Below are 19,279 nucleotides of genomic sequence, written 5' to 3' on the forward strand. Positions count from 1 at the left end.
TCATGCCTCCGCAGACAAGATGGCCTGCATCTGGGCCAGCACGGCGTTCACCTTGGCTGCGGGCGGATGGGTGCGGCCCAGCACGCGCAATCCCCACACCATGGTCATCAGCAAGGCGGCGGTGGCGTCGACGTCGCGCCCGGCGGCCAGCTCCCCTGCCGCCTGCGCCTGGCACAAGGCTGCGCTGACCCGCAGCTCGACCTCGGCGAGGTGGCTGCTGGCGGTCTCCTGAATGAGCGGGTGGTGGCGGCCGATCTCCAGCAAGGTGTTGACCAGCAGGCAGCCACGGTGCGCCTCGCTGGCGATGGCATCCCGGGCCACTGCATCGAGCAGGGCCTGCACGCCCGCCAGCGGGGAGGCTGCCGAGCCCAGGATCTGCTCGATCTGCGCCAGGCTCTGCGCCGAATAGCGCTGCAGCACCTCCATGAACAACCCCTCCTTGGAGCTGAAGGCGCCGTACAGGCTGCTGGGCTTGAGTCCCATCCGTTCGACCAGCGCGGCAATGCCGGTGTTGCTGAAGCCGGTATCCCAGAAGGCGTTGAGGGCGATTTCCAGTACCTGTTCTCTGTCAAATGATGCGGGTCTTGCCATCTCGATTCCTGCCTTGTGAAACGTTATTTTGGAGTGATCGCTAAAAAACAACTTGACCATGGAGCTTGGTCCGCCTGATATTGTAGCGACCACTACAAAAAGGATGGTCATGATGCACACACTCGAGCAAAAAATCAAAGCGTACGATGAGCAGAAGCAGCGCCAGGTACCGGCCCCGGTGCTGGCCCTGATGGAGGAGGCGACCCGCAGCCTGCAGGCAAGCGGGCTGGAGCAGGCCGCGCTAGGGCGCGGAGGGCGGATGCCCGACTTCGCCCTACCGGATCAGCACGGGGTGGTGCGCCCGCTCTCCCACTATCTGGCGGAGGGGCCTGTGCTGCTCAACGTCTATCGCGGTGGCTGGTGTCCCTACTGCAACATGGAGATGCAGGCACTCAACGCCGTGTTGCCGGCGCTGCGCGAGCGCGGCGTGAACCTCATCGGCATGACGCCGGAAACTCCCAGTTCGGCGCAGGATACCCTCACCGCCAACGAGTTGGCGATCACCGTGCTGAGCGATGAGGGCAACCGGGTCTCGGCAGCGCTGGGACTGGTGTTCGAGCTGCCGGAGGCGCTCAGGCCCATCTATGCCGGCTTTGGCATCGACATTCCGGCGAGCAACGGCGACGAGAGCTTCACTCTGCCGGTGCCGGCCAGCTACATCATCGGCCAGGACCGCACCGTGCTCTACCACTTCATCAACGCCGATTACACCCGTCGGGTCGAGCCGGCCGCCCTGCTTGCCGAGCTGGATCGTCTGGCGAAGGCGGGAGCGCTGTAAACGCACACTGCGCCCGAAGGCGCAGTGTGGATGATTGGCGAGGCGGCCCTGAGGGCCGCCTTTTTTATCCGGCCGGATCAGTAGCCGCCGCGGGCATCCTTGACCGCCAGCCCCAGCTGCCACACCGCCATGGCGTAGTGGGTGCTGTGGTTGTAGCGGGTGATGGTGTAGAAGTTGGGTAAGCCGTACCAGTACTGATAGCCGGTGCCCACATCCAGGCGCAGCAGGCTCGCCTCGCTGTGGTTGCCGAGGGTGCTGGTGGGGGTCAGCCCGGCGCGGCGCAGGGAGGCAACCGGGTAGCGGGTCTGGAAGCCGTGTTCGTAGCCGGGCAGCTGGCCCTGACCGCGCACCGCCACCGGTTGTCCCTTCTCCCAGCCGTGGGCCTTGAAGTAGTTGGCCACGCTGCCGATGGCATCCACCGGATCCCACAGATTGGTGTGGCCGTTGCCGTTGAAGTCCACCGCGTAGCGCTGGAAGCTGGAGGGCATGAACTGGCCGTAGCCCATGGCGCCGGCGTAGGAGCCCTTGGGTTCGGTGGGATCCATCCCCTCGTCGCGGGTCATCACCAGGAAGGATTCCAGCTCGCTGGTGAAGAACTCGGCCCGGCGCGGGTAGTCGAACGCCAGGGTCGCCAACGCATCCAGGATGCGGGTCTTGCCCATCACCCGGCCCCAGCGGGTCTCCACGCCTATGATGCCGACGATGATCTCCGGCGGCACCCCATAGATCTGCTGGGCGCGGTTTAGCTCGTTCTCGTACTCACGCCAGAAGCTGACGCCGTTCTGTACGTTGTCCGGAGTGATGAACTTGGCACGGTAGCGATTCCAGGCGCCGGTCGGGCCGGTGGGCGGCGTGGTGGTGGGGGCCTGGGCATCCATCAGGCGGATGATCCAGTCATAGCGCTCGGCCTGGGCCAGCACCCGGTGCAGCTCGGCGCCATCGAACCCGTGCTTTTGCACCATCCGCTGCACGAAGTTGTTCACATTGGCGCGATTGGCGAAGTCCCCTTTGCTGACTCCCGGCTGGCTCACCTGCCCGTAGAAGGGTTTGCTCGGCGGCGTCTGGTTGATGAAGGCGCTGTTGGGCTGGGGCTTGACCACGGGCTTGGCAGCCGGCGTGCTGCTGCAGCCATAGAGCATGGGAAACAGGGAGAGGGTGAGCACGGAGACAAGGCGACGCATAAGGTTCTCATGAGCCTGAAAAAGAGTGTCGCCATGGTAAAACATTGTCGTCCATGCGCAAGTGTTCCGTAGCGGCCCCCTCCCGCCGTCCTGCCTCAACGCAGGGTGTGGTAGCCGCTCCAGAGCCGGGTCAGGGTGGTGATGGCGCAGAGCAGGGCAAAGCCGTAGGCGAGCGGGGCGAAGGCGGCGGGCCACAGGCACATCAGCACGAATAGGGTTATGGTCTCGCTCCCCTCGGTGAGGCCGCCCAGATAGTAGAGGGACTTGTGGTGGTAGACCGGATTGTCGATGCCCCGCTTGCCCGCCATGATGGCAAATGCCAGAAAGCTCGAGCCGGTGCCCATGAAGGCAAACAGCAGGGTGGCGGCGGGCAGCGCATTGGCGGGGACGGCGAGGGCAAAGCCCAGCACCACGGCGGCGTAGAAGATGAAGTCGAGCGTGATGTCGAGAAAACCGCCGCAGTCGGTGATGCCGGTCTCCCGCGCCACGGCGCCGTCGAGCCCGTCCAGCAGCCGGTTGAGCAAGATGGCCACCAGCGCCCACTGATAGCAGCCAAAGGCCAGCAGCGGCAGCGCCGGCATGCCGATGGCAAAGCCGGTGAGGCTGACCTGGTTGGCGCTGATCCCGGCGCGGCAGAGCGGTCTGGCGAGCCGGGTGAGGGGGCTGCGGATAACGGGGATCAGGTGGCGGTCAAACAAGGTGAACTCCTCGGTCAAAAACGGGCTTCGGTGAGCTGGAGTATGGTGCCCGGCGCGTCATCTGCGTCGTGGGTCACCAGAATGGCGGGGATGGCCAGTGCCTTCACTTGCGCGAATACCAGCGTGCGAAAGGCGGCCCGCAGCGGCTTGTCGAGGCGGGAGAAGGGCTCGTCCAACAACAATGCCTCGGGCTCGGCCAGCAGCGCCCGCAGCAGGCTGACGCGGGCCTTCTGGCCGCCGGAGAGCGCCCCCGGCAGCTTGTCCGCCTGGTTTGTCAGATCTACCTGCGCCAGCGCGGCCACCGCCTTTTCCCGCCGCGCTCCGTGCCCCTTCACGCTGGCCGGCATGCCGAACATCAGGTTCTCCGCCACCGTCAGATGGTCGAACAGCAGATCATCTTGAAACAGCATGCCGATGCGCCGCGCCTGAGGCGGCAGTTGGGTGAGCCGGCGCGCGCCCAGGGTCACGTCCCCCTCCAGCCGGAGCGGACCGCTTGCGGGCAATACCCCCGCCAGCGCCGCCAAGAGCGAGCTCTTGCCACAGCCACTGGGCCCCATCAGGGTCAACACCTCGTTCGGTGCCACCTGCAGGGCGGGCAGCGAGAGCAGCAGTTTCTCCTCCAGATAGAGGTGAAGAGGCGTGGTGCTCAGCATATGGCTATCTCCATCGTGAGAGTTCCTCGTCAGCGGGCGCCCTTGAGCGCCGGGTTGAGCCGGGCCGGCAGCCAGAGCGCCAGCAGATAGATAACGAGCGGCAACAAGAGTTGCAGCAGGCCGTAGAGGCCCGCCAGCCGCCGGTTGAGGCCGCTGCCGATGGCCACCGCCTCGGTGGTGATGGTGACCACCCGCCCTGCGCCAAACAGCAGGGTTGGCAGGTATTGGGCCAGGCTTACCGCCGCACCGACGCCGAAGGCAAACAGCAGCGGACGGGCCAGCAGCGGCCCTTTCACCTGCCACCAGGCTCGCCACGGGGTTGCCCCGAGCAGCAGGGCGCTCTGGGTGATCCGTGGGTCGAACTGGCGATAGGGGCCCTGCAGGCACAAGTAAACGTAGGGAAAGACAAACAGCAGCTGGCTCCAGAGCACCCAGCCCCAGCCGATGCCATCGCCCCCCCACCCGAGGCTGAACCAGTCCACCCCGAGCCGAATGCCGAACAGCAGGCTGGCCTGCGGCAGCAGCAGCGGCAGGCAGATGAGCCAGAGCGGCCAGGGGCGACGGCCGGCCTGCGCCTCCAGGCTCAGCACCGCCATCACCAGCGCTATCGCCCCGCTCGCCAGCGCCAGCAGCATGCTGGTGGTCAACAGCGGCGACAGGGTCGGCAGCAGTTCGAGCCAATGGCGGCCGCTCCACTGGCTCGGCCAGAGGGCGGGAAAGGGCCAGCGCCGGGTCAGCGACCAGAGCAGCAACGCCCCCAGCACCGCCAGATTGATGACGATCAGGGTCACCACGCTGCCGGTGGCAAGGGTGCGGCCAAGAGCGCTTGGGTTGGCTCGTCTGCCATCGAGCCAGCCGGGTTTGCCAAGGGTTCGATGGGCCCGCTCAAGCAGCCGCAACAGGGCCAGCAGCAGCGCCGTGATGGCGAGCAGCAGCAGGGCGCCGCTGGCGGTGGCGCCGCGCCAGACGAGATCCGGGTCCTGATACCAGAGCCACAGGCGAACGGCCAGCGGAGCGGGAGCATCGGGCCCGAGCAACTGGGCCAGATCCACTACGGCTACCCCGTAGGCGGCCACCGCATAGAGGGGCAGACGCAAGGCAGGCCACAGCGCCGGCAGCAGCAGGCGCCACCAGATCTGAGGGGCGCTGAAGCCAAGGCTCGCCCCCAGCCACTGCTGACGCGCCACCCTGGCGGGGTCTTGCGCACCGAGCGCCATCAGCAGCAGGAAGGGGGTCTCCTTGAGGGTCAAGGCGAGGATGAGCCCGAGCCCGGCGGGATCGCGCAGGGTCTGCCAGTCGGGGGGCAGCTCGAACCCGGTGAGGGTCGGCGAGAGCAGGCGTAGCAGCCAGCCGGAGGGGGCGAGCAGAAAGGCAAAGCCGATGGCAAAGGCGACGTGGGGCTGCGCCAGCAAGGGCGAAAGCAGCCGGCGCAGCCAGCCGACGGCCCGGCTGTCGCTGTGGGCCAGCAGCAGGGCGGTCAGCAGCAGGCTGGCCAGGGTCGAGGCGGCGCCAATCCACAGGCTCAGCAGCGCCGAGTGCCAGATGCCCGGCTGGGCCAGCAGCCGCTGCAGGTGGGCCTGACTCAGCCCCTCGGCCAGCAGCTGCCAGCCCCCCGCCAGCAGCGGGAGGCCAAAAACCAGGGCGCACCCCGCCGTGAACAGGGGGCGCCAAGCGGATGCAGAGCTGCCAAAGCGGCTCATCAGTGGCTGTAACGCTCGGCCCAGGCCGCTTCGAGCCTGAGTTGCCAGCTGGGATGGGGCTCAGCCACCGATTTGAAGCGCAGTGCCGGCGCCTGCTGCTGGGTGGCGGGCAGGGCATCGGCGCGCAGCACGCTGGGATCACCCCAGAAGGCGGGCTCGGCCTTGCGCTCCTGAGCGGCGGGGCTCAGCAGGAAGTTCGCTACCACCTTGGCACCAGCACGGGCGTTGGCGTTGAAGGGGATGGCGAGGAAGTGGCTGTTGGTCAGCGCCCCTTTCGCCATGGCCACCGCCACCACGTTGGGGGGCAGGGTGCCATTTTGCACCGCGCTCTGCGCCTCCTGCGGGTTGAAGCTGATGGCCATGGCGAGCTCGCCGTCATCGAGCAGCTGGCGGGTTTCGGCGGCGCTGGTGGGGAACAGCTTGCCCTTGCGCCAGAGCGTCGGGTGCAGCTCATCCAGCCAGGCCCAGAGCGGGGCGGTAACTTTGGCAAAATCGCTTTCGGTCGCCTCCCGATAGAGGGGGGCGGGATCCGGGGTCAGCTCCAGCAAGATCTGCTTGAGGAAGCTGGAGCCGTGAAACTGGGGCGGTTTGGGATAGGTGAAGCGGCCGGGGTGGGCCTTGCTCCAGGTGAGCAGGGCCGCCGCCGAGGTGGGCAGCGGGCTGACCTCTTCGCCGTTGACCATCAGGTTGAGCTGGCCTATGCCCCAGGGGGCCTCCTGCCCCTCCACCGGCACAGTGAAGTCCTCGCTCACCGGCAGGGTACCGTCGACCAGCGCCATGTTGGGCAGCTCACGGGTAAAGGGGGCGCCGAGCAGCCCCTGCTCCTTGAGCGCCTTGAAGTTTTCGCCGTTGACCCAGAGCAGGTCGATGGGGCCGCCACTGAGCTTGCCGGCCTGCTTGTTGGCCAGCAGCTGGCTGACGCTCTGGGCGATGTCATCCACCTTCACCTGCACCAGCTTGACCTGGTATTCGCGTGCCAGCTCCTGGCCGGCCCACACCAGATAGGCGTTGATCTCCGGGCTGCCGCCCCAGGCGTTGAAGTAGACGGTCTGCCCTTTGGCCTCGTCGAGGGTCTGCTGCCACTGCGGGTTGTCACCGGCGTTGGCCTGGGTGAAGAGGAGGCTGCCAGCCAGCAGGGGCAGGGTGCGCAGCAGCTGTTTGAACGAGGGCAATGGGTGTCGCATCTGGGTTACCTGGTTGGTCAGGCGCCGCGGCGCCAGCGGTGATAACGGGTCAGCAGCGCCAGCAGGGTGGCGGGCTGACGGGCTCGTCGCCACTCGCCCGCCAGGTACTTGTTCCCCTCCATCAGGGTGGGGTAGGCGTGGATGGTGGCGAGGATCTTGCCAAGGCCGAGGCGGTGGCGCATGGCGAGCACGAATTCGGCGATCCGCTCGCCGGCGTGAGTGCCCACTATGCTGGCACCCAGGATCTGATCCTTGCCGGGCACGGTGAGCACCTCGATAAAGCCCTGACGCTCGCCGTCGGCGATGGCCCTGTCCAGCTCGGCCAGCTCGAAGCGGGTCAGCTCGAAGGGAATGCCCTGCGCCCTGGCCTCTTTCTGGTTGAGGCCGACCCGGGCAATTTCGGGGGTGGTGTAGATGGCGGCCGGCATGACCCGATAGTCGGCCCGAAAGCGCTTGAACGGGCTGAACAGGGCATTGATTGCGGCGTACCAGCCTTGATGGGCAGCGGCATGGGTAAGCTGGTAAGGGCCCGCTACGTCCCCCACCGCCAGAATGCTGGGGTAGTTGGTGGCGAGGAAGCCATCGACCGCCACCGTGCCGCGCGGGGTCAGCTCCACCCCCAGCGCTTCGAGCCCGAAGCCGCCGACGTTGGCCACCCGGCCCAGCGCCAACAGCAGCTGATCCCCTTCAATTATTTGCGTCTCGTCGCCCCGGCGCAGTTGCAGCCGGATAGGGAGATCCCCCTCGGCTGCGGGCAGATAGTCGGCTCGCTCGGCGCGCCAGCCGGTGAGCACCCTCACGCCATCGCGGGCCAGCTGTTCCGCCAGCAGTTCGGTCACTTCCCGTTCTTCGCGGGGCAGCAGCTGATCCGAGAGCTCCACCAGGGTAACGGGCACCCCAAGCAGGGCTAAGCTCTGGGCCAGCTCGCAGCCGATGGGGCCGCCGCCCAGCACCAGCAGCTGACGCGGTGCAGTGCGCAGCTGCCAGAGGGTGTCGGAGGTGAGCCAAGGCACCTGATCCAGCCCCGGCAGCTCGGGCACCAGCGGCCGGGCGCCGGTGGCGAGCACGATATGGCGGCTGGCAAGGCGCTGACCGTTCACCTCCACCTCCCAGGGTGAGACCAGCCTTGCCTCCCCTTCGATGCACTCCACTCCCAGCCCCTGATAGCGCTCGATGGAGTCGTGGGGTTCGACCTCTTTGATGACGCGGACGACCCGCTCCATCACGGCGGCGAAATCGGCGCTGGTCTGGCTTGGGCCAAAGCCCAGCTCACCGGCCCGGCGCTGCTCGGCGGCAAAGCGGGCGCTTCGGATCAGCGCCTTGGAGGGGACGCAGCCGCTGTTGAGGCAATCGCCCCCCATCTTGTGCTTCTCGATGAGCGCCACCCTGGCCTTCACCGCCGCGGCGATATAGCTGGTCACAAGGCCGCCGGCCCCGGCGCCAATCACCAGCAGGTTGTAGTCATAGTGCTTCGGCTTGCGGTAGGGGGCGTGCAGTCGATGCAGGGCGAGGCGCCGCTGCAGCCCCTTGAGCAGCATCGGCATCAGCCCGAGCAGGGTCAGCGCCACCATCAGGCCTGGGGAGAGGATATTGCCGGTGCTGGTGAGGTTGGCGAGCTCGCTGCCCGCCAGCACGTAGACGAAGGTGCCGGGCAGCATGCCAAGCTGGCTCACCCAGTAGTAGGTGCTGACTCTGATGGGGGTGAGCCCCATCAGCAGGTTGACCAAAAAGAAGGGGAAGATGGGGATGAGGCGCAGGCTCAGCAGATAAAGCGCCCCTTCCTTCTTCATGCCGGCCTGCAAGCTGGCCAGCTTGTCGCCAAAGCGCCGCTCGACCCAGTCGCGCAGCAAAAAGCGGGCGCTGAGAAAGGCCAGGGTCGCGCCAATGCTGCTGGCAAAGGAGACCAGCAAGAGCCCCCAGGCAACGCCAAACACGGCGCTGCCAGCCAGGGTGAGCAGGCTGGCGCCAGGCAGGGAGAGGGCGGTGCTCACCACATAGACGGCGACGAACAGCAGGGCGGCGGCGCCGAAATGACGCTCGACCAGGGCGGCCAGCTCGGCCTGACGGGCCTGCAGCTGGGGCAGGCTCAGGTAGTGGCCAAGGTCGAAGGCGAAGAAGGCGCCGATGAGGCAGCCCATCACCAGCACCAGCAGCAGGCGGGAGCCTCTCATCAGGCGTCCTTGCTGTTCGGCTGGGCCGGGCGCTCGGGCTGGACCGGCAGCTGGCAGAAGCCCTGCGGGGCGATATCGAGGGCGGCGTTGAATTTGGCAGACATGTTCTGGAAGGCGATGAGGCCGGTCAGCTCCACCATGGCATCGTCGTCGAACCAGGGCTTGAGACGGGCGGCCTGCTCGTCGCTGACCCCATCGAGGCCCGTCATCGCTTCTGTGTAGTCGAGTACGGCTTTTTCTCGCTCATCGAACAGCGGGCTTTCGCGCCAGTTGGCGAGCGCCTCCACCTTCTCGCTGGAGCCGGCTCTTTTTATCAGGGTCATGGCGTTGATGTCGACGCAAAAGCGGCACCAGTTGAGCTGGGAGACCCGCACCGTCACCAGGGAGCGCAGCACGGGGTCGATGGGGGAGCGCTTGCGGTTGATGACGCCATAGAGGGTGGCGACGGCGGCAAACAGGCGCGGCGAGCGGCCCCAGCACTTGCCCGGAATGAGCACCTGGCCGTAGTTGCGTTTTTGCAACCAGAAAAAGGGGCGGATGAACCAGGCATATTCCCGGTCGGCTTTCACCTCGACGCGCATGGATGACCTTCTTATTGCTTCAAATTGGGTTTGTAGGCCTGACCCAGCCGCTCGTTGAGGCGGATCAGAAACTCCTCTATACGGGCCCGGTTGGTGCCCAGGTCGCTGCGTCCCTGGCGGGAGGCGGAGCGCATGTCGATGCGGGTTTCGCTGGGCCCGGCAAAGACCCGCAGCGCCACGTCATCCTGAAAACCGAACCAGCCGGTGGTGACTACAGCCTCGAGCCCTTGTGGGCTTGGTCGCACCCGCCAGCCGAGCTGCTCCATCAGGGCGTGGGCCTCGGTGATCACCTCGGCCGGGGGGGCGCTGGTAAAGAGAGGACCGGGTTTCCCCTCAAATGCTTTCAAGGGGGCCGGATTAATGGGCAGATCCTGCACCGTTCTGAGTTCGGCTGCCCAGCGCAGCTGGGGCGGGTTGCTGGGATCCGTGCTCACGTCGTTGACCAGCGGCGTGCGCAGCGCCTGCACCACAAAGGCTAGGGGCAACAGCAGTGGGACGGTGCCCCAGCCGTTGGCGCAGCGGCTGCGACACCAGGGCAGACGAACCAGCAAGACGAGGGAGACGAGCGCCCCGAGCAGGCAGAGGGCGAATCCCAGCCACCAAGGCCAGAGGTGAACACGGCTGCCGAGGGCGCCGGCGAGCGGCAGCAACCAGGCCAGCAGTGGCCACCACAAATAACTGGGCATAACGGGGATCCCCTGGTTATGATGAACAAGTGCCCAGAAGGATAAACTTAATTGACTGATAACGTTAGTAAATTTATCTCAATCCTGCTGCTTTTCCCAAGCGTTCCGCTGTGGGCGGACAGCGCCGTGCTGGCGGCGGGGGACATGTGGCGCGCCGAGGCCGTCTACGAGACCCTGCCCGGGATCAGCCGGGTGGAGCCGGGCTATGTCAGCCAGCGGGTGGCGACGGGGTCGAGCTGGCGGGAAGTGCCACCGCGGCGCCAGGCGGTGCGCATCGATTATGACCCGGTCAAGGTGGGGTATGGGGATCTGCTCAACGTCTTCTGGCAGCTGGTGGATGGGAGTGATGGCGACGGCCAGTATTGCAACCGGGGGCTGGCATTTGCGCCGGCCCTGCTGCCGAAGGATGACTATCAGTGGCGTTTGGCCCAGGTGAGCCTGACACGCTGGCAGGCCCTGCACGGGCGGCCGAGCCGGGTTGCACTCTGGCCGCAGAGCCGGTTCACCCCGGCGCCGGAGATGGAGGACTGGGCGGCGCGCCACCCCTGGCGTTTCGGCTTCTATGCCCGCCGCTGCGGCGGCTGGCCGGTGGAGCTGAATCCAGAACCCTGAACCGGGTCCTGAACTCAGTTGCGGTAGAGCACCTTGATGAGGTGAAAGCCGAACTTGGTGCGCACCGGGCCGAGCACGGTCAGCAGCTCGCCCTTGAACACGGCATCGTCAAACGACTTGACCATGTCCCCTTTCGAAAACTCCCCCAGATCGCCGAAGCGCTTGCCGGAAGGGCAGGTAGAGAAGCGCTTGGCCATCTGGCCGAAGTCGGCTCCCTTGGCAATCTTCTCCTTGATCTCCAGACACTCTTTCTCGGTCTTGACCAGGATGTGCTGGGCACAGGCTTTTTTCATCGGGGTGCTCCTCGGTAGCGGGCAAATCGGGGGCGCAAAGAGTACTCCAATTCCTGCCGCGCGTCAGCCGTCATCAGCATGTCAGCCGCGGGCACGGGCTCCGAGCCGGGTTCTGGGGCGCGCCTGCCAGAGGATCTCCAGCCCGAGCAGGGCATGCAGGCTCCAGATGGCCAGCGGATTGAGCCAGTTGCCCCCCAGTTGCAGGGTCGCCAGGGCGCAGCCTGCCAGCAACAGGGTGATGCCCGGCAGGCGCCAGTGGGTCGGCAGCGGTGCCAGCATGGCCATGCCCAGCAGGATGGCGAGCCCGAACGGCAGGTTCAGCGCGGTGAAGGCCAGCGCCTGCTGGCCGTTCATGCCGGTCAGCAGGGCCAGCAGGGCGCTGCAACAGGCGAGAAAGGTGATGAATTCGAGTCGGTCGGCGATGTAGTCCGCCATCTGTTCGCTGCGTGCGTGCATGCTGTGTCTCCTCTGGTGGGGCAGGGGTCTGATCCAATGGCTCCAGTGTGGGCGAGAAGTGAGCAGGGGGGGCAGCGGGATAAATCGATTGAGTTGAACGAGGCTTTGATTGCGTGACGGCAACTGTTTGATCCGGCAAGATAAAATCGACGGTCCCGCGGAGGCGCGAGTGAGATGGCCCAGTGCCTGCCAGGATCCGGGCTGTGCCGCTTGGGGAGAGAGCATTGCTGCGATCTTGACCCGTTGCCGACAGTTGGTGTCGCGCCCATCGGGAAATCGGGGAGATTGCGCCGTCGGGCCGGAGTGGCCGACAGGGGCCATCTGGCCAGGCCCTGAGGGTCATGGATTGCCCTTTTGGGCCCATAGTGGCATAAGTCTGCGGGGGAATGCCTGAAAAATGGGCGGCCCGCGCGGGCAAAGGCTTCAATAATATGGCGAAATTCGCGGTCAACCCGCTCTGATGTCGAGCCGGGGATATGCTAGGATGAGGCGCGCTTGCGATCGAGTGAGCCTCATATTCGTTCTGAATATCGCATTATTTTAATCATGTTCTTCGGGGAAATTGACGTTTGACAGGATGCAATCCGCCCCTGCCTGCAGGGATCTCACCGCCCGCACGGGCTTTTCGTCGTGGGCTTCGCGCGCTGGGACTGAGCCTCTGTCTGCTGCTGTTCGTCACGCCCGCCATGGCGGCCAAACTCACCTATCAAATCAAGGGGTTGAAAGGGGAGAACAAGGACAACGTCGAAGCCTACCTCAATGCCCTGCCGGTCTATCAGGAGCGCCAGTACCGCCCGGCCCGCCCCAAGATCACCGAGAGCGTGCAAAAGGCGCTGCAGGTCTATGGCTACTACCAGCCCAAGATCACCCTGAGCCGGGACAAGAAAACCCCCGCTAAGGTGATCATCGAGGTGGATCCCGGCAAGCCGGTCATCATCTCCCGCCTCGATATCCTGCTGGAAGGGGATGCCGGCAGCGACGAGCTCTACAGCGAGCTGTTGGACAAGCTGCCCCTGAAAGAGGGGGATCCCCTCAACCACGGCAAATACGAATCCATCAAGGCGGATCTGGGCAGCCTGGGGCTGGCCCGCGGCTACTTCGACGCCAAGATCAGCAAGAGCCAGGTCAAGGTGTTCCCGGATCAGGGCACTGCCGAGATCTACATCCTGTTTCGCTCCGGCCCGCGCTACCACTTCGGCGAGATCCGCTACGACGCCACCCCGGAGGCGCTGCGTCTCATCCGCCCCCTCATCAACATCAAGAGCGGCGACCCCTATCTGGCGATCCGGCTGGCGGAGATGTCGCAGGATGTCTCCTCCACCAAGCTGTTCAAGCAGGTGGACATCAAGCCCCTCATCAGCCAGGCCGAGCATAACCGGGTGCCGGTGCAGGTGACTCTCTCCAACCGGGTCGATCACGAGATTGAAACGGGTATCGGCTATGCCACCGACGTGGGGCCGCGCATGAGTGCCACCTGGGAGAAGCCCTGGGTCAACCGCTACGGCCACCGGCTCAACGCCACCGCCAAGGTCTCCCAGCCCGAGGCGGAGCTCAGCTTCGACTACCAGATCCCGGTGGGCAACCCGCTGCGGGACTACTACTCGCTGCAGGCCGGCTATCAGTACAAGGACAACAACGATACCCGCTCCGATCTGACCACCTTCAGCGTGCACCGCTGGAAGCGTCGGCCGGAGAGCTGGGACCGGGACGTGTTCATCCGGCTGGAAAACGAGGTCTATACCCAGGGCGCTGACGAGGGCAATAGCTTGCTGTTGATCCCCGGCGTCTCCTGGTCGCGGCTGCGGGTGCGCGGTGGTCTGGTGCCCGACTGGGGCGATCGCCAGCAGCTCACCCTGGAGTTCTCCGACCCCTACTGGGGCTCCGACATCAGCTTCGTGCGGGTGTGGGGGCGCAGCAAGTGGCTGCGCACCCTGGGGGAGGATCACCGCTTCCTGCTGCGGGCCGAACAGGGGGCCATCATAGGGGACAGCTTCTCGCTGGTGCCGCCCTCCCTGCGCTTCTTTACCGGTGGCGATCAGACGGTGCGCGGCTACGGCTACGAGACCATCTCGCCGCGCGGCAGCGACGGCAAGTTGCTGGGGGGCCGCTACGTGAGCGTCGCCAGTGCCGAGTACAACTACCGTTTCAGCGACAAGTGGCTGGGGGCCCTGTTCGTCGACAGCGGTACCGCCACGGTCGACTACAGTGAGGCCTGGAAGATAGGCACCGGGGTCGGTGTGCGCTGGGTGACCCCCATCGGTCAGGTCAGGCTCGATCTGGCGGTGGGCATTTCCGAAGATGAGAAGCCGCTGCGGCTCCACTTCGCGCTGGGGCCTGAACTATGATCCGGTCTTGCTCAACCTCTCTTCTCTTATGTTCTTCTGACCGGCCGCTGCGGCTGCATCTTTCGCGGGGGTCTGCACTGTGATCTGGGTAAAACGCATCTTTCTCTGGCTGATGGGGCTGATCTTCCTGCTGCTTATCGGCGTCAGCCTGCTGGGCTTCACCCATCAGGGCAATAAGTGGCTGTGGCAGCAGGCCAGGGCCGCTCTTCCCTTCCTCAAGGGGGAGCTGGTGGCGGGCCAGCTCGGCTACGGCTGGACCCTGGAAGGGGTCGGCTGGCAGGACGAGCTGGTGGACGTCACTGTGGATCGCGCCGTGCTGGACTGGGATCTGGGCAAGTTGCTGCAGGGCAAGCTCTGGATCAAATCCCTTAACGTCACCCACCCTGTGGTCAAGGTGGCCGACTCGGAGCCGACCCCGGAAGAGCCGTCAGAGCCCTTCGTCTGGCATCCGCTGCCGCTGAAAATTCAGGTCGACAGCCTGACGGTGGCGGATCTCGATGTGACGGTGCCCGGGGTCGGGGTGAGCCTCAAGTCCCTCGACATCGGCGCCACCCTCAGCCGCAAGGGGCTCATTGTGCAGGGGCCCGTGCTGGACGGCCTCAAGGTGACCCTGGCCGAGACGCAAGCCACCGAGGCAGCCAAACCGGCCAACCCCAAGGCGACCCCCAACCCGCAGACAGCAGCCAAGGCTGCCGGCAACGGGAACAAAGCGGCAAATGCGGGCAAGGCGCAACCGTCCAAGCCGGCGGAGCCCATTGCGCTGCCCGCCATCCGGCTGCCGTTCCCCATCCAGCTGGAAGGCTTGCAGGTCACGGCGTTTCGCTATCAGCAAGGTGAATTGATCGAAGGGCTCGACAAGCTGCTGCTGTCGGCCAGCGCCGAGGGGAGCGACATCGTGCTGCGCGAGCTCTCCTTGCGCCACGCCATGGCGGATCTGGCGCTCAAGGGCAAGATCCAGCTCAAAGAGGATTATCCGCTCGCCCTGACCCTGGACGCCAAGGCCCGCAAGGGGCTGCTGGATGGCGAGCTACAGGGGCAGCAGGCCAGCCTGACCCTGGGTGGCTCGGTGGGCAAGCTGGCACTGGCGTTGCAAGCCAAGGGGCCGGTGGCCGCCAGCCTCAAGGGCTCGCTGGCTGCGCTCGACCCCGACTTGCCCTTTGATGCTGGGTTGGAGTGGAAGAGCCTGGGTTGGCCGCTGCACAAGCCTGCCAAAGACGAGCCCAGCTACCGGCTGGAGAAGGGTACGCTGAGCGCCAAGGGCAAGCTCTCCGGCTACCAGTTTGCCTTGAATACTGCCGGCAAGGGCACGGACGTGCCTCCGTTCAAGCTGGCGCTGACCGGCAAGGGGGATCTGACGCAGCTGAACCAGATAGACCTGCTGCTCAACGCCCTCAAGGGGGAGCTCAAGCTGGACGGCAAGCTCGCCTGGGACAAGGGGGTACGCTGGCAGGGCACCACGGAGTTCAAGGGGATCAACCCGGCCGAGCTGGTGCCCGATCTCAAGGGGGCGCTGGCGGGCAAGATTGTCAGCCGCTTCGAGCTCGATGAGGCAGGTCACTGGCAACTGCAACTGCCCGAGCTGAAGGTGGACGGCAAGCTCAACCAGTATCCGCTGGCCATCAAGGGCAGCGCGAGCGGCAACGACAAGATGGAGTGGACCATCCCGGCGCTGGCGCTGCAAAGCGGCCCCAACCAGCTGCAGGCCAAGGGCAGCCTGAGCCAGCAGGCGTGGAAGCTGGATGCGGATCTCGACGCCCCCAACCTGGCCGGGCTCTACCCCGGGCTCAAGGGGGACATCAAGGGGCAGGTGCGGCTGACCGGCAATCAGCAGGCGCCGCGGGTCACCACAGATCTGGCTGCCAGCCGCCTCTATTATGCCGGCACCGATCTGAAGGGGATCGCCATCAAGGGCAATGCCCTGGTCGGCGACAAGCCGGCAGGGGAGGTGGCCCTGACGGTGGCCAGCCTGGTACAGGGGACGACCAGCCTCAGCCAGCTGGCGCTCAACCTGAACGGCGATCTCAACCAGCACGCCCTGTCGCTCACCATGAAGGGTGACCCGGTGGCGGCCAACCTCAAGCTGAGCGGTGGCCTGCGCGGGGATCGCTGGCGCGGCGCCCTCGGCGAGCTCAAGTTGAAGACGCCGCTGCGGCGCTGGGAGCTGAGTGCACCCTGGGATCTGGATGTGGATCTGCCGCGTCAGCGGCTGACCATGGGCGATCTCTGTCTCGGCTCCCAGGGGGCCAGCCTCTGCGTCAAGGGCAGTCAGGTATCGGCCCAGCAGGGCAGCCTGGAGTTTGCCCTCAACCAGTTCGACCTCAAGCGCCTGCGGCCCTGGCTGCCGGACAACTTCCGCTGGCAGGCGGTGCTCTCCGCCGACGGGCGGGCCAGCTGGCGCGGCAATCAGCCGACCCTGCACGCCACCGTGCGCACCACGCCGGGCACCTTCGTGGCGGACGAGCTCAAGACCGACTATCAGCGCCTCGAGCTCGGAGTGGACTTCGAGCGCCAGCAGGCGGCCATCCGGCTCGACTTTGCCTCCGGGCAGATCGGCAACATCGATACCAAGCTCTATATCCGGGATCCGTCCGGTCGCGGCAATCTCTCCGGTCAGCTCAAGTTTGACGACCTCAAGCTGACCACCTTTGCGCCGCTCATCCCCGAGGTGCGCTCCCTGCAGGGGGTCATCTCGGCCGATGCCCGCTTCGACGGCACTCTGGCCTCGCCGCTGCTGTTTGGTCAGCTCAATCTGCTGGATGGGGAAGTGCAGACCCACTCCGACATGGTGACCCTCTCCAAGCTGGTGACCCGCCTCAAGATTGAAGGCAACCGGGCCGAGCTGGATGGCACCATGCTGGTGGGCAAGGGCCCGCTGGCGCTGGGAGGCTGGCTGAGCTGGGCGCAGCTGCCGGTCACCGGCAGCCTCACCATCGAGGGCAAGGAGCTGGAGGCCCAGTATCCTGGCATGGGCCGGGTGCGAGTCTCCCCGGACATCGCCATCTCGCTGGGGGAGGAGACCCGGATCACCGGCCAGGTGGATATCCCCTGGGCGCGGATCCTGGTCAAGAGCCTGCCCGAGAGCGCGGTGGCGGTGTCGGATGACGTGACCGTGGTCTATGACGATCTGCCGCCGGTGCCCAAGGCCGCGCCGCTGCCGATGGAGATCAAGCTGGCCATCCGGCTGGGTGATGACGTGCGGCTGGAGGCGATGGGACTCAAGACCAAGGTGGGGGGCGGCATCAACATTCGCCAGGATCCCTCGCGGCCGCTGGCGGGCAACGGTCAGCTGGTGCTCAACGACGGGCGCTTCAAGGCCTATGGCCAGAACCTCATCATCAAGGATGGCCGCATCCTTTTCTCCGGCCCCCTCGATCAGCCCTACCTCAACATAGAGGCGTATCGGGATCCCGATACCATAGAGGACAAGGTGACGGTGGGGGTGCGGGTGACCGGGCCGGCCAGCAAGCCCAAGATCACCGTCTACTCGGAGCCGCAGATGGCCCAGTCCGAGCAGCTCTCCTACTTGCTGCGCGGCAAGGGGCTGCAGACCAGCGGCGAGGATGGCGGTTTCAACGGCCTGCTGGTGGCGGGCGCAGTCAGCCAGGCCAACGGCGTGGTCTCCAGTCTGGGGGAATCCCTCGGCATGAGCGATGTGGCCCTCGACACCGCCGGCAGTGGTGAGAGCACCCAGGTGACACTGTCGGCCTACCTGCTGCCGGGGCTGCAGTTCCAGTACGGGGTAGGGGTGTTCAGCCCCATCGCCGAGTTCAAGCTGCGCTACGAGCTGATGCCAAGGCTCTACCTGCAGGCCATGAGCGGGGTGGCCCAGGCGGTGGATATCTTCTATCGCTTCACCCTGTAACGGGCGGCAAGAGACAAAAACGGGAGGCGCAAGCCTCCCGTTTTTATGGGGGCGTTGAAGGTGCCGATGAATGTGGTGGGACGCTGAAAAGCGAAAACCCGGCGCGAGGCCGGGTTTTCTTGAATAGATGGTGGAGGGAGAAGGATTCGAACCTTCGAAGGCAGAGCCGTCAGATTTACAGTCTGATCCCTTTGGCCGCTCGGGAACCCCTCCACGGGGCATTGCTGATGTTGCATCACAACCTGGGTCGTGACGGCACTTGAAATGGTGGAGGGAGAAGGATTCGAACCTTCGAAGGCAGAGCCGTCAGATTTACAGTCTGATCCCTTTGGCCACTCGGGAACCCCTCCACAAGTGCGAGGCGCATACTAACAGATCTTCTGCGGTTGTGAACCCCTCGGCGGGATTTTTCCTGCTCAAAGGATCGGATTTGCGGCCGATAAAGGATGAAACCACCGTTTCCAAGAGTTATCCCATGCTACCCAGCGCCGTTCGTGAGCAATGGCTGGTGGACGAAGCCCAGCTCGGGCAACGTCTCAACCAGGATCTCCAGCACGGAGACAGGGCGGACTTTCGTCTGCATCTGGCCCTGCTGACCGATGCGGTGGAAGAGCAGCCCTGGTTTGATCCCAGGCTGCCAGCAAAGGCAGAGAGTCGGGTCTGGCGCAGCCGCTTTGAGCTGCCCCCAGCTACCCCCTTGCAGGGGAGCGAGGATGATGCAGAGGCAAGCGTGCTCAACGAACGGCTGCAGCAGGGGGGCTCCATGGTGGATGTGCGGCTCTGGCTGGCGCTGCGCTCACCGCCGCTGCTCGGCGCCCCGCCGGCGTTGGAGCCCGCCGTTTATGACAACCTCTCGCCGCTTGGACGGGAGCGCTGGCAGGGCAAGCTGGCGGATCAGCCCAGACGCGAGGATCCGCTGCTGATGCTGCCCGTACTCGATGCGCTCAAGGAGGGGGTGGATGCCGGCCTGCACTGGCTCAGCTGAGGGTATGCCCAAGGCGTCAGGCAGCAAAAAGGCGGGGAGACCCCGCCTTTTGTGTGATGGATGTGTCGTGCCCTGGATCAGGCGTCGGCTTCGTCCGGCAGCGGGACTTCCTTGCCAGCCGCAGCGGCGCGACGGGCGATGGGTTTCTCGGTGTGACGGTTGATCTGACGCTCCAGTTTTTGCCCCAGTTCGGTGATGGCGGCGTACAAGTCCTCATGTTCTGCCTGGGCAAACAGTTTGCCGTTGGGGATGCCAGCAGTGGCTTCAACGATAAACATCAGACGCTCTTTGGAGACAATCACATGGGGTGTGATAAGAGGCACCTGAAGACGTTCGAGCTTGTCAAAGCGGGATTCAATGCGCTCGCGGATAGCCGGGGTGATCTCGATGATTTTGCTGGTAATTTCGATTTTCATATTGGCCCCCTTCGGGTCGTATTGCTTGTGTCTTCACCTTCAGATTACTCATGGCTGAACATTAAAATGTGATCTGTGTCACTAAAT

Annotated in this window: 17 protein-coding genes and 2 tRNA genes; 5 read left to right on the forward strand and 14 right to left on the reverse strand. The window is 65.3% G+C overall.

Annotated features, from left to right (window positions below; translation table 11 throughout):
• Positions 1–591 carry a TetR/AcrR family transcriptional regulator gene (locus tag AB5Y98_RS15510; RefSeq protein WP_065017416.1) on the reverse strand — a complete coding sequence of 197 codons (591 nt, stop codon included), beginning with the start codon at positions 589–591 and terminating at the stop codon, positions 1–3.
• A 112-nt stretch (positions 592–703) separates the two neighbouring features.
• Here AB5Y98_RS15510 and AB5Y98_RS15515 point away from each other — a divergent pair, with 112 nt between their 5' ends.
• Positions 704–1,369, forward strand: a complete 666-nt coding sequence (locus tag AB5Y98_RS15515) for a peroxiredoxin-like family protein (protein WP_368232315.1) — start codon at positions 704–706, stop codon at positions 1,367–1,369.
• A gap of 77 nt (positions 1,370–1,446) precedes the next feature.
• On the opposite strand, the gene mltB is transcribed toward AB5Y98_RS15515, so the two are convergent.
• The 8 genes from mltB to AB5Y98_RS15555 all read right to left on the reverse strand — a co-directional run bounded on the left by mltB (position 1,447) and on the right by AB5Y98_RS15555 (position 10,223).
• Positions 1,447–2,550 carry a lytic murein transglycosylase B gene (gene mltB / locus AB5Y98_RS15520; RefSeq protein WP_010634473.1) on the reverse strand — a complete coding sequence of 368 codons (1,104 nt, stop codon included), beginning with the start codon at positions 2,548–2,550 and terminating at the stop codon, positions 1,447–1,449.
• 95 nt (positions 2,551–2,645) lie between these two features.
• Positions 2,646–3,248 (reverse strand): CDP-alcohol phosphatidyltransferase family protein, encoded by a 603-nt coding sequence (locus tag AB5Y98_RS15525; protein ID WP_368232226.1) that lies wholly within the window; start codon positions 3,246–3,248, stop codon positions 2,646–2,648.
• A gap of 14 nt (positions 3,249–3,262) precedes the next feature.
• Complete coding sequence (locus AB5Y98_RS15530) at positions 3,263–3,901, reverse strand: ATP-binding cassette domain-containing protein (protein WP_017786570.1); 639 nt, start codon at positions 3,899–3,901, stop codon at positions 3,263–3,265.
• A 29-nt stretch (positions 3,902–3,930) separates the two neighbouring features.
• On the reverse strand, positions 3,931–5,601 hold the full coding sequence (locus AB5Y98_RS15535) for an ABC transporter permease (RefSeq protein WP_368232227.1): 1,671 nt from the start codon (positions 5,599–5,601) through the stop codon (positions 3,931–3,933).
• On the reverse strand, positions 5,601–6,785 hold the full coding sequence (locus tag AB5Y98_RS15540; protein ID WP_368232228.1) for an ABC transporter substrate-binding protein: 1,185 nt from the start codon (positions 6,783–6,785) through the stop codon (positions 5,601–5,603). The genes AB5Y98_RS15535 and AB5Y98_RS15540 overlap by 1 nt, the downstream gene beginning before the upstream one ends.
• Before the next feature lie 17 nt (positions 6,786–6,802).
• Complete coding sequence (locus AB5Y98_RS15545) at positions 6,803–8,956, reverse strand: FAD-dependent oxidoreductase (protein WP_368232229.1); 2,154 nt, start codon at positions 8,954–8,956, stop codon at positions 6,803–6,805.
• Entirely contained in the window at positions 8,956–9,537 is a 582-nt protein-coding gene (locus AB5Y98_RS15550) for a carboxymuconolactone decarboxylase family protein (RefSeq protein ID WP_117403905.1), read from the reverse strand. Before AB5Y98_RS15550 ends, AB5Y98_RS15545 begins: the two co-directional genes overlap by 1 nt.
• A gap of 11 nt (positions 9,538–9,548) precedes the next feature.
• Positions 9,549–10,223, reverse strand: coding sequence for a DUF1499 domain-containing protein (locus AB5Y98_RS15555; protein ID WP_279450404.1), 675 nt, complete (start codon positions 10,221–10,223; stop codon positions 9,549–9,551).
• A 51-nt stretch (positions 10,224–10,274) separates the two neighbouring features.
• Here AB5Y98_RS15555 and AB5Y98_RS15560 point away from each other — a divergent pair, with 51 nt between their 5' ends.
• Positions 10,275–10,835: a peptide-methionine (S)-S-oxide reductase gene (locus AB5Y98_RS15560; RefSeq protein ID WP_368232230.1), complete on the forward strand. Its 561-nt coding sequence runs from the start codon at positions 10,275–10,277 to the stop codon at positions 10,833–10,835.
• A 14-nt stretch (positions 10,836–10,849) separates the two neighbouring features.
• On the opposite strand, the gene AB5Y98_RS15565 is transcribed toward AB5Y98_RS15560, so the two are convergent.
• Both AB5Y98_RS15565 and AB5Y98_RS15570 read right to left on the reverse strand, forming a co-directional pair.
• On the reverse strand, positions 10,850–11,128 hold the full coding sequence (locus AB5Y98_RS15565) for a peptidylprolyl isomerase (RefSeq protein WP_017779266.1): 279 nt from the start codon (positions 11,126–11,128) through the stop codon (positions 10,850–10,852).
• An 81-nt stretch (positions 11,129–11,209) separates the two neighbouring features.
• The gene (locus tag AB5Y98_RS15570; RefSeq protein WP_117403919.1) at positions 11,210–11,584 is read right to left on the reverse strand and encodes a hypothetical protein; all 375 of its coding nucleotides are present in this window, start codon (positions 11,582–11,584) and stop codon (positions 11,210–11,212) included.
• A 644-nt stretch (positions 11,585–12,228) separates the two neighbouring features.
• Here AB5Y98_RS15570 and AB5Y98_RS15575 point away from each other — a divergent pair.
• On the forward strand, positions 12,229–13,929 hold the full coding sequence (locus AB5Y98_RS15575) for an autotransporter assembly complex family protein (protein ID WP_290037108.1): 1,701 nt from the start codon (positions 12,229–12,231) through the stop codon (positions 13,927–13,929).
• Between the two features lie 79 nt (positions 13,930–14,008).
• On the forward strand, positions 14,009–17,791 hold the full coding sequence (locus tag AB5Y98_RS15580; RefSeq protein ID WP_368232231.1) for a translocation/assembly module TamB domain-containing protein: 3,783 nt from the start codon (positions 14,009–14,011) through the stop codon (positions 17,789–17,791).
• Positions 17,792–17,919: 128 nt separating this feature from the next.
• On the opposite strand, the gene AB5Y98_RS15585 is transcribed toward AB5Y98_RS15580, so the two are convergent.
• Both AB5Y98_RS15585 and AB5Y98_RS15590 read right to left on the reverse strand, forming a co-directional pair.
• A tRNA-Tyr gene (locus tag AB5Y98_RS15585) sits at positions 17,920–18,004 on the reverse strand.
• A 52-nt stretch (positions 18,005–18,056) separates the two neighbouring features.
• A tRNA-Tyr gene (locus tag AB5Y98_RS15590) sits at positions 18,057–18,141 on the reverse strand.
• Between the two features lie 125 nt (positions 18,142–18,266).
• Between AB5Y98_RS15590 and AB5Y98_RS15595 the strand changes: the two genes are divergently transcribed.
• Positions 18,267–18,776, forward strand: coding sequence for a VC2046/SO_2500 family protein (locus tag AB5Y98_RS15595; protein ID WP_368232232.1), 510 nt, complete (start codon positions 18,267–18,269; stop codon positions 18,774–18,776).
• 77 nt (positions 18,777–18,853) lie between these two features.
• Here AB5Y98_RS15595 and raiA read toward each other — a convergent pair whose 3' ends face one another.
• A complete protein-coding gene (raiA, locus tag AB5Y98_RS15600; protein WP_010634460.1) occupies positions 18,854–19,192 on the reverse strand; it encodes a ribosome-associated translation inhibitor RaiA in 339 nt (112 codons plus the stop codon).
• Positions 19,193–19,279: the final 87 nt, after the last annotated feature.

Source organism: Aeromonas sp. s3, from assembly GCF_040907805.1.
In the GTDB taxonomy this organism is placed as follows: domain Bacteria; phylum Pseudomonadota; class Gammaproteobacteria; order Enterobacterales; family Aeromonadaceae; genus Aeromonas; species Aeromonas dhakensis.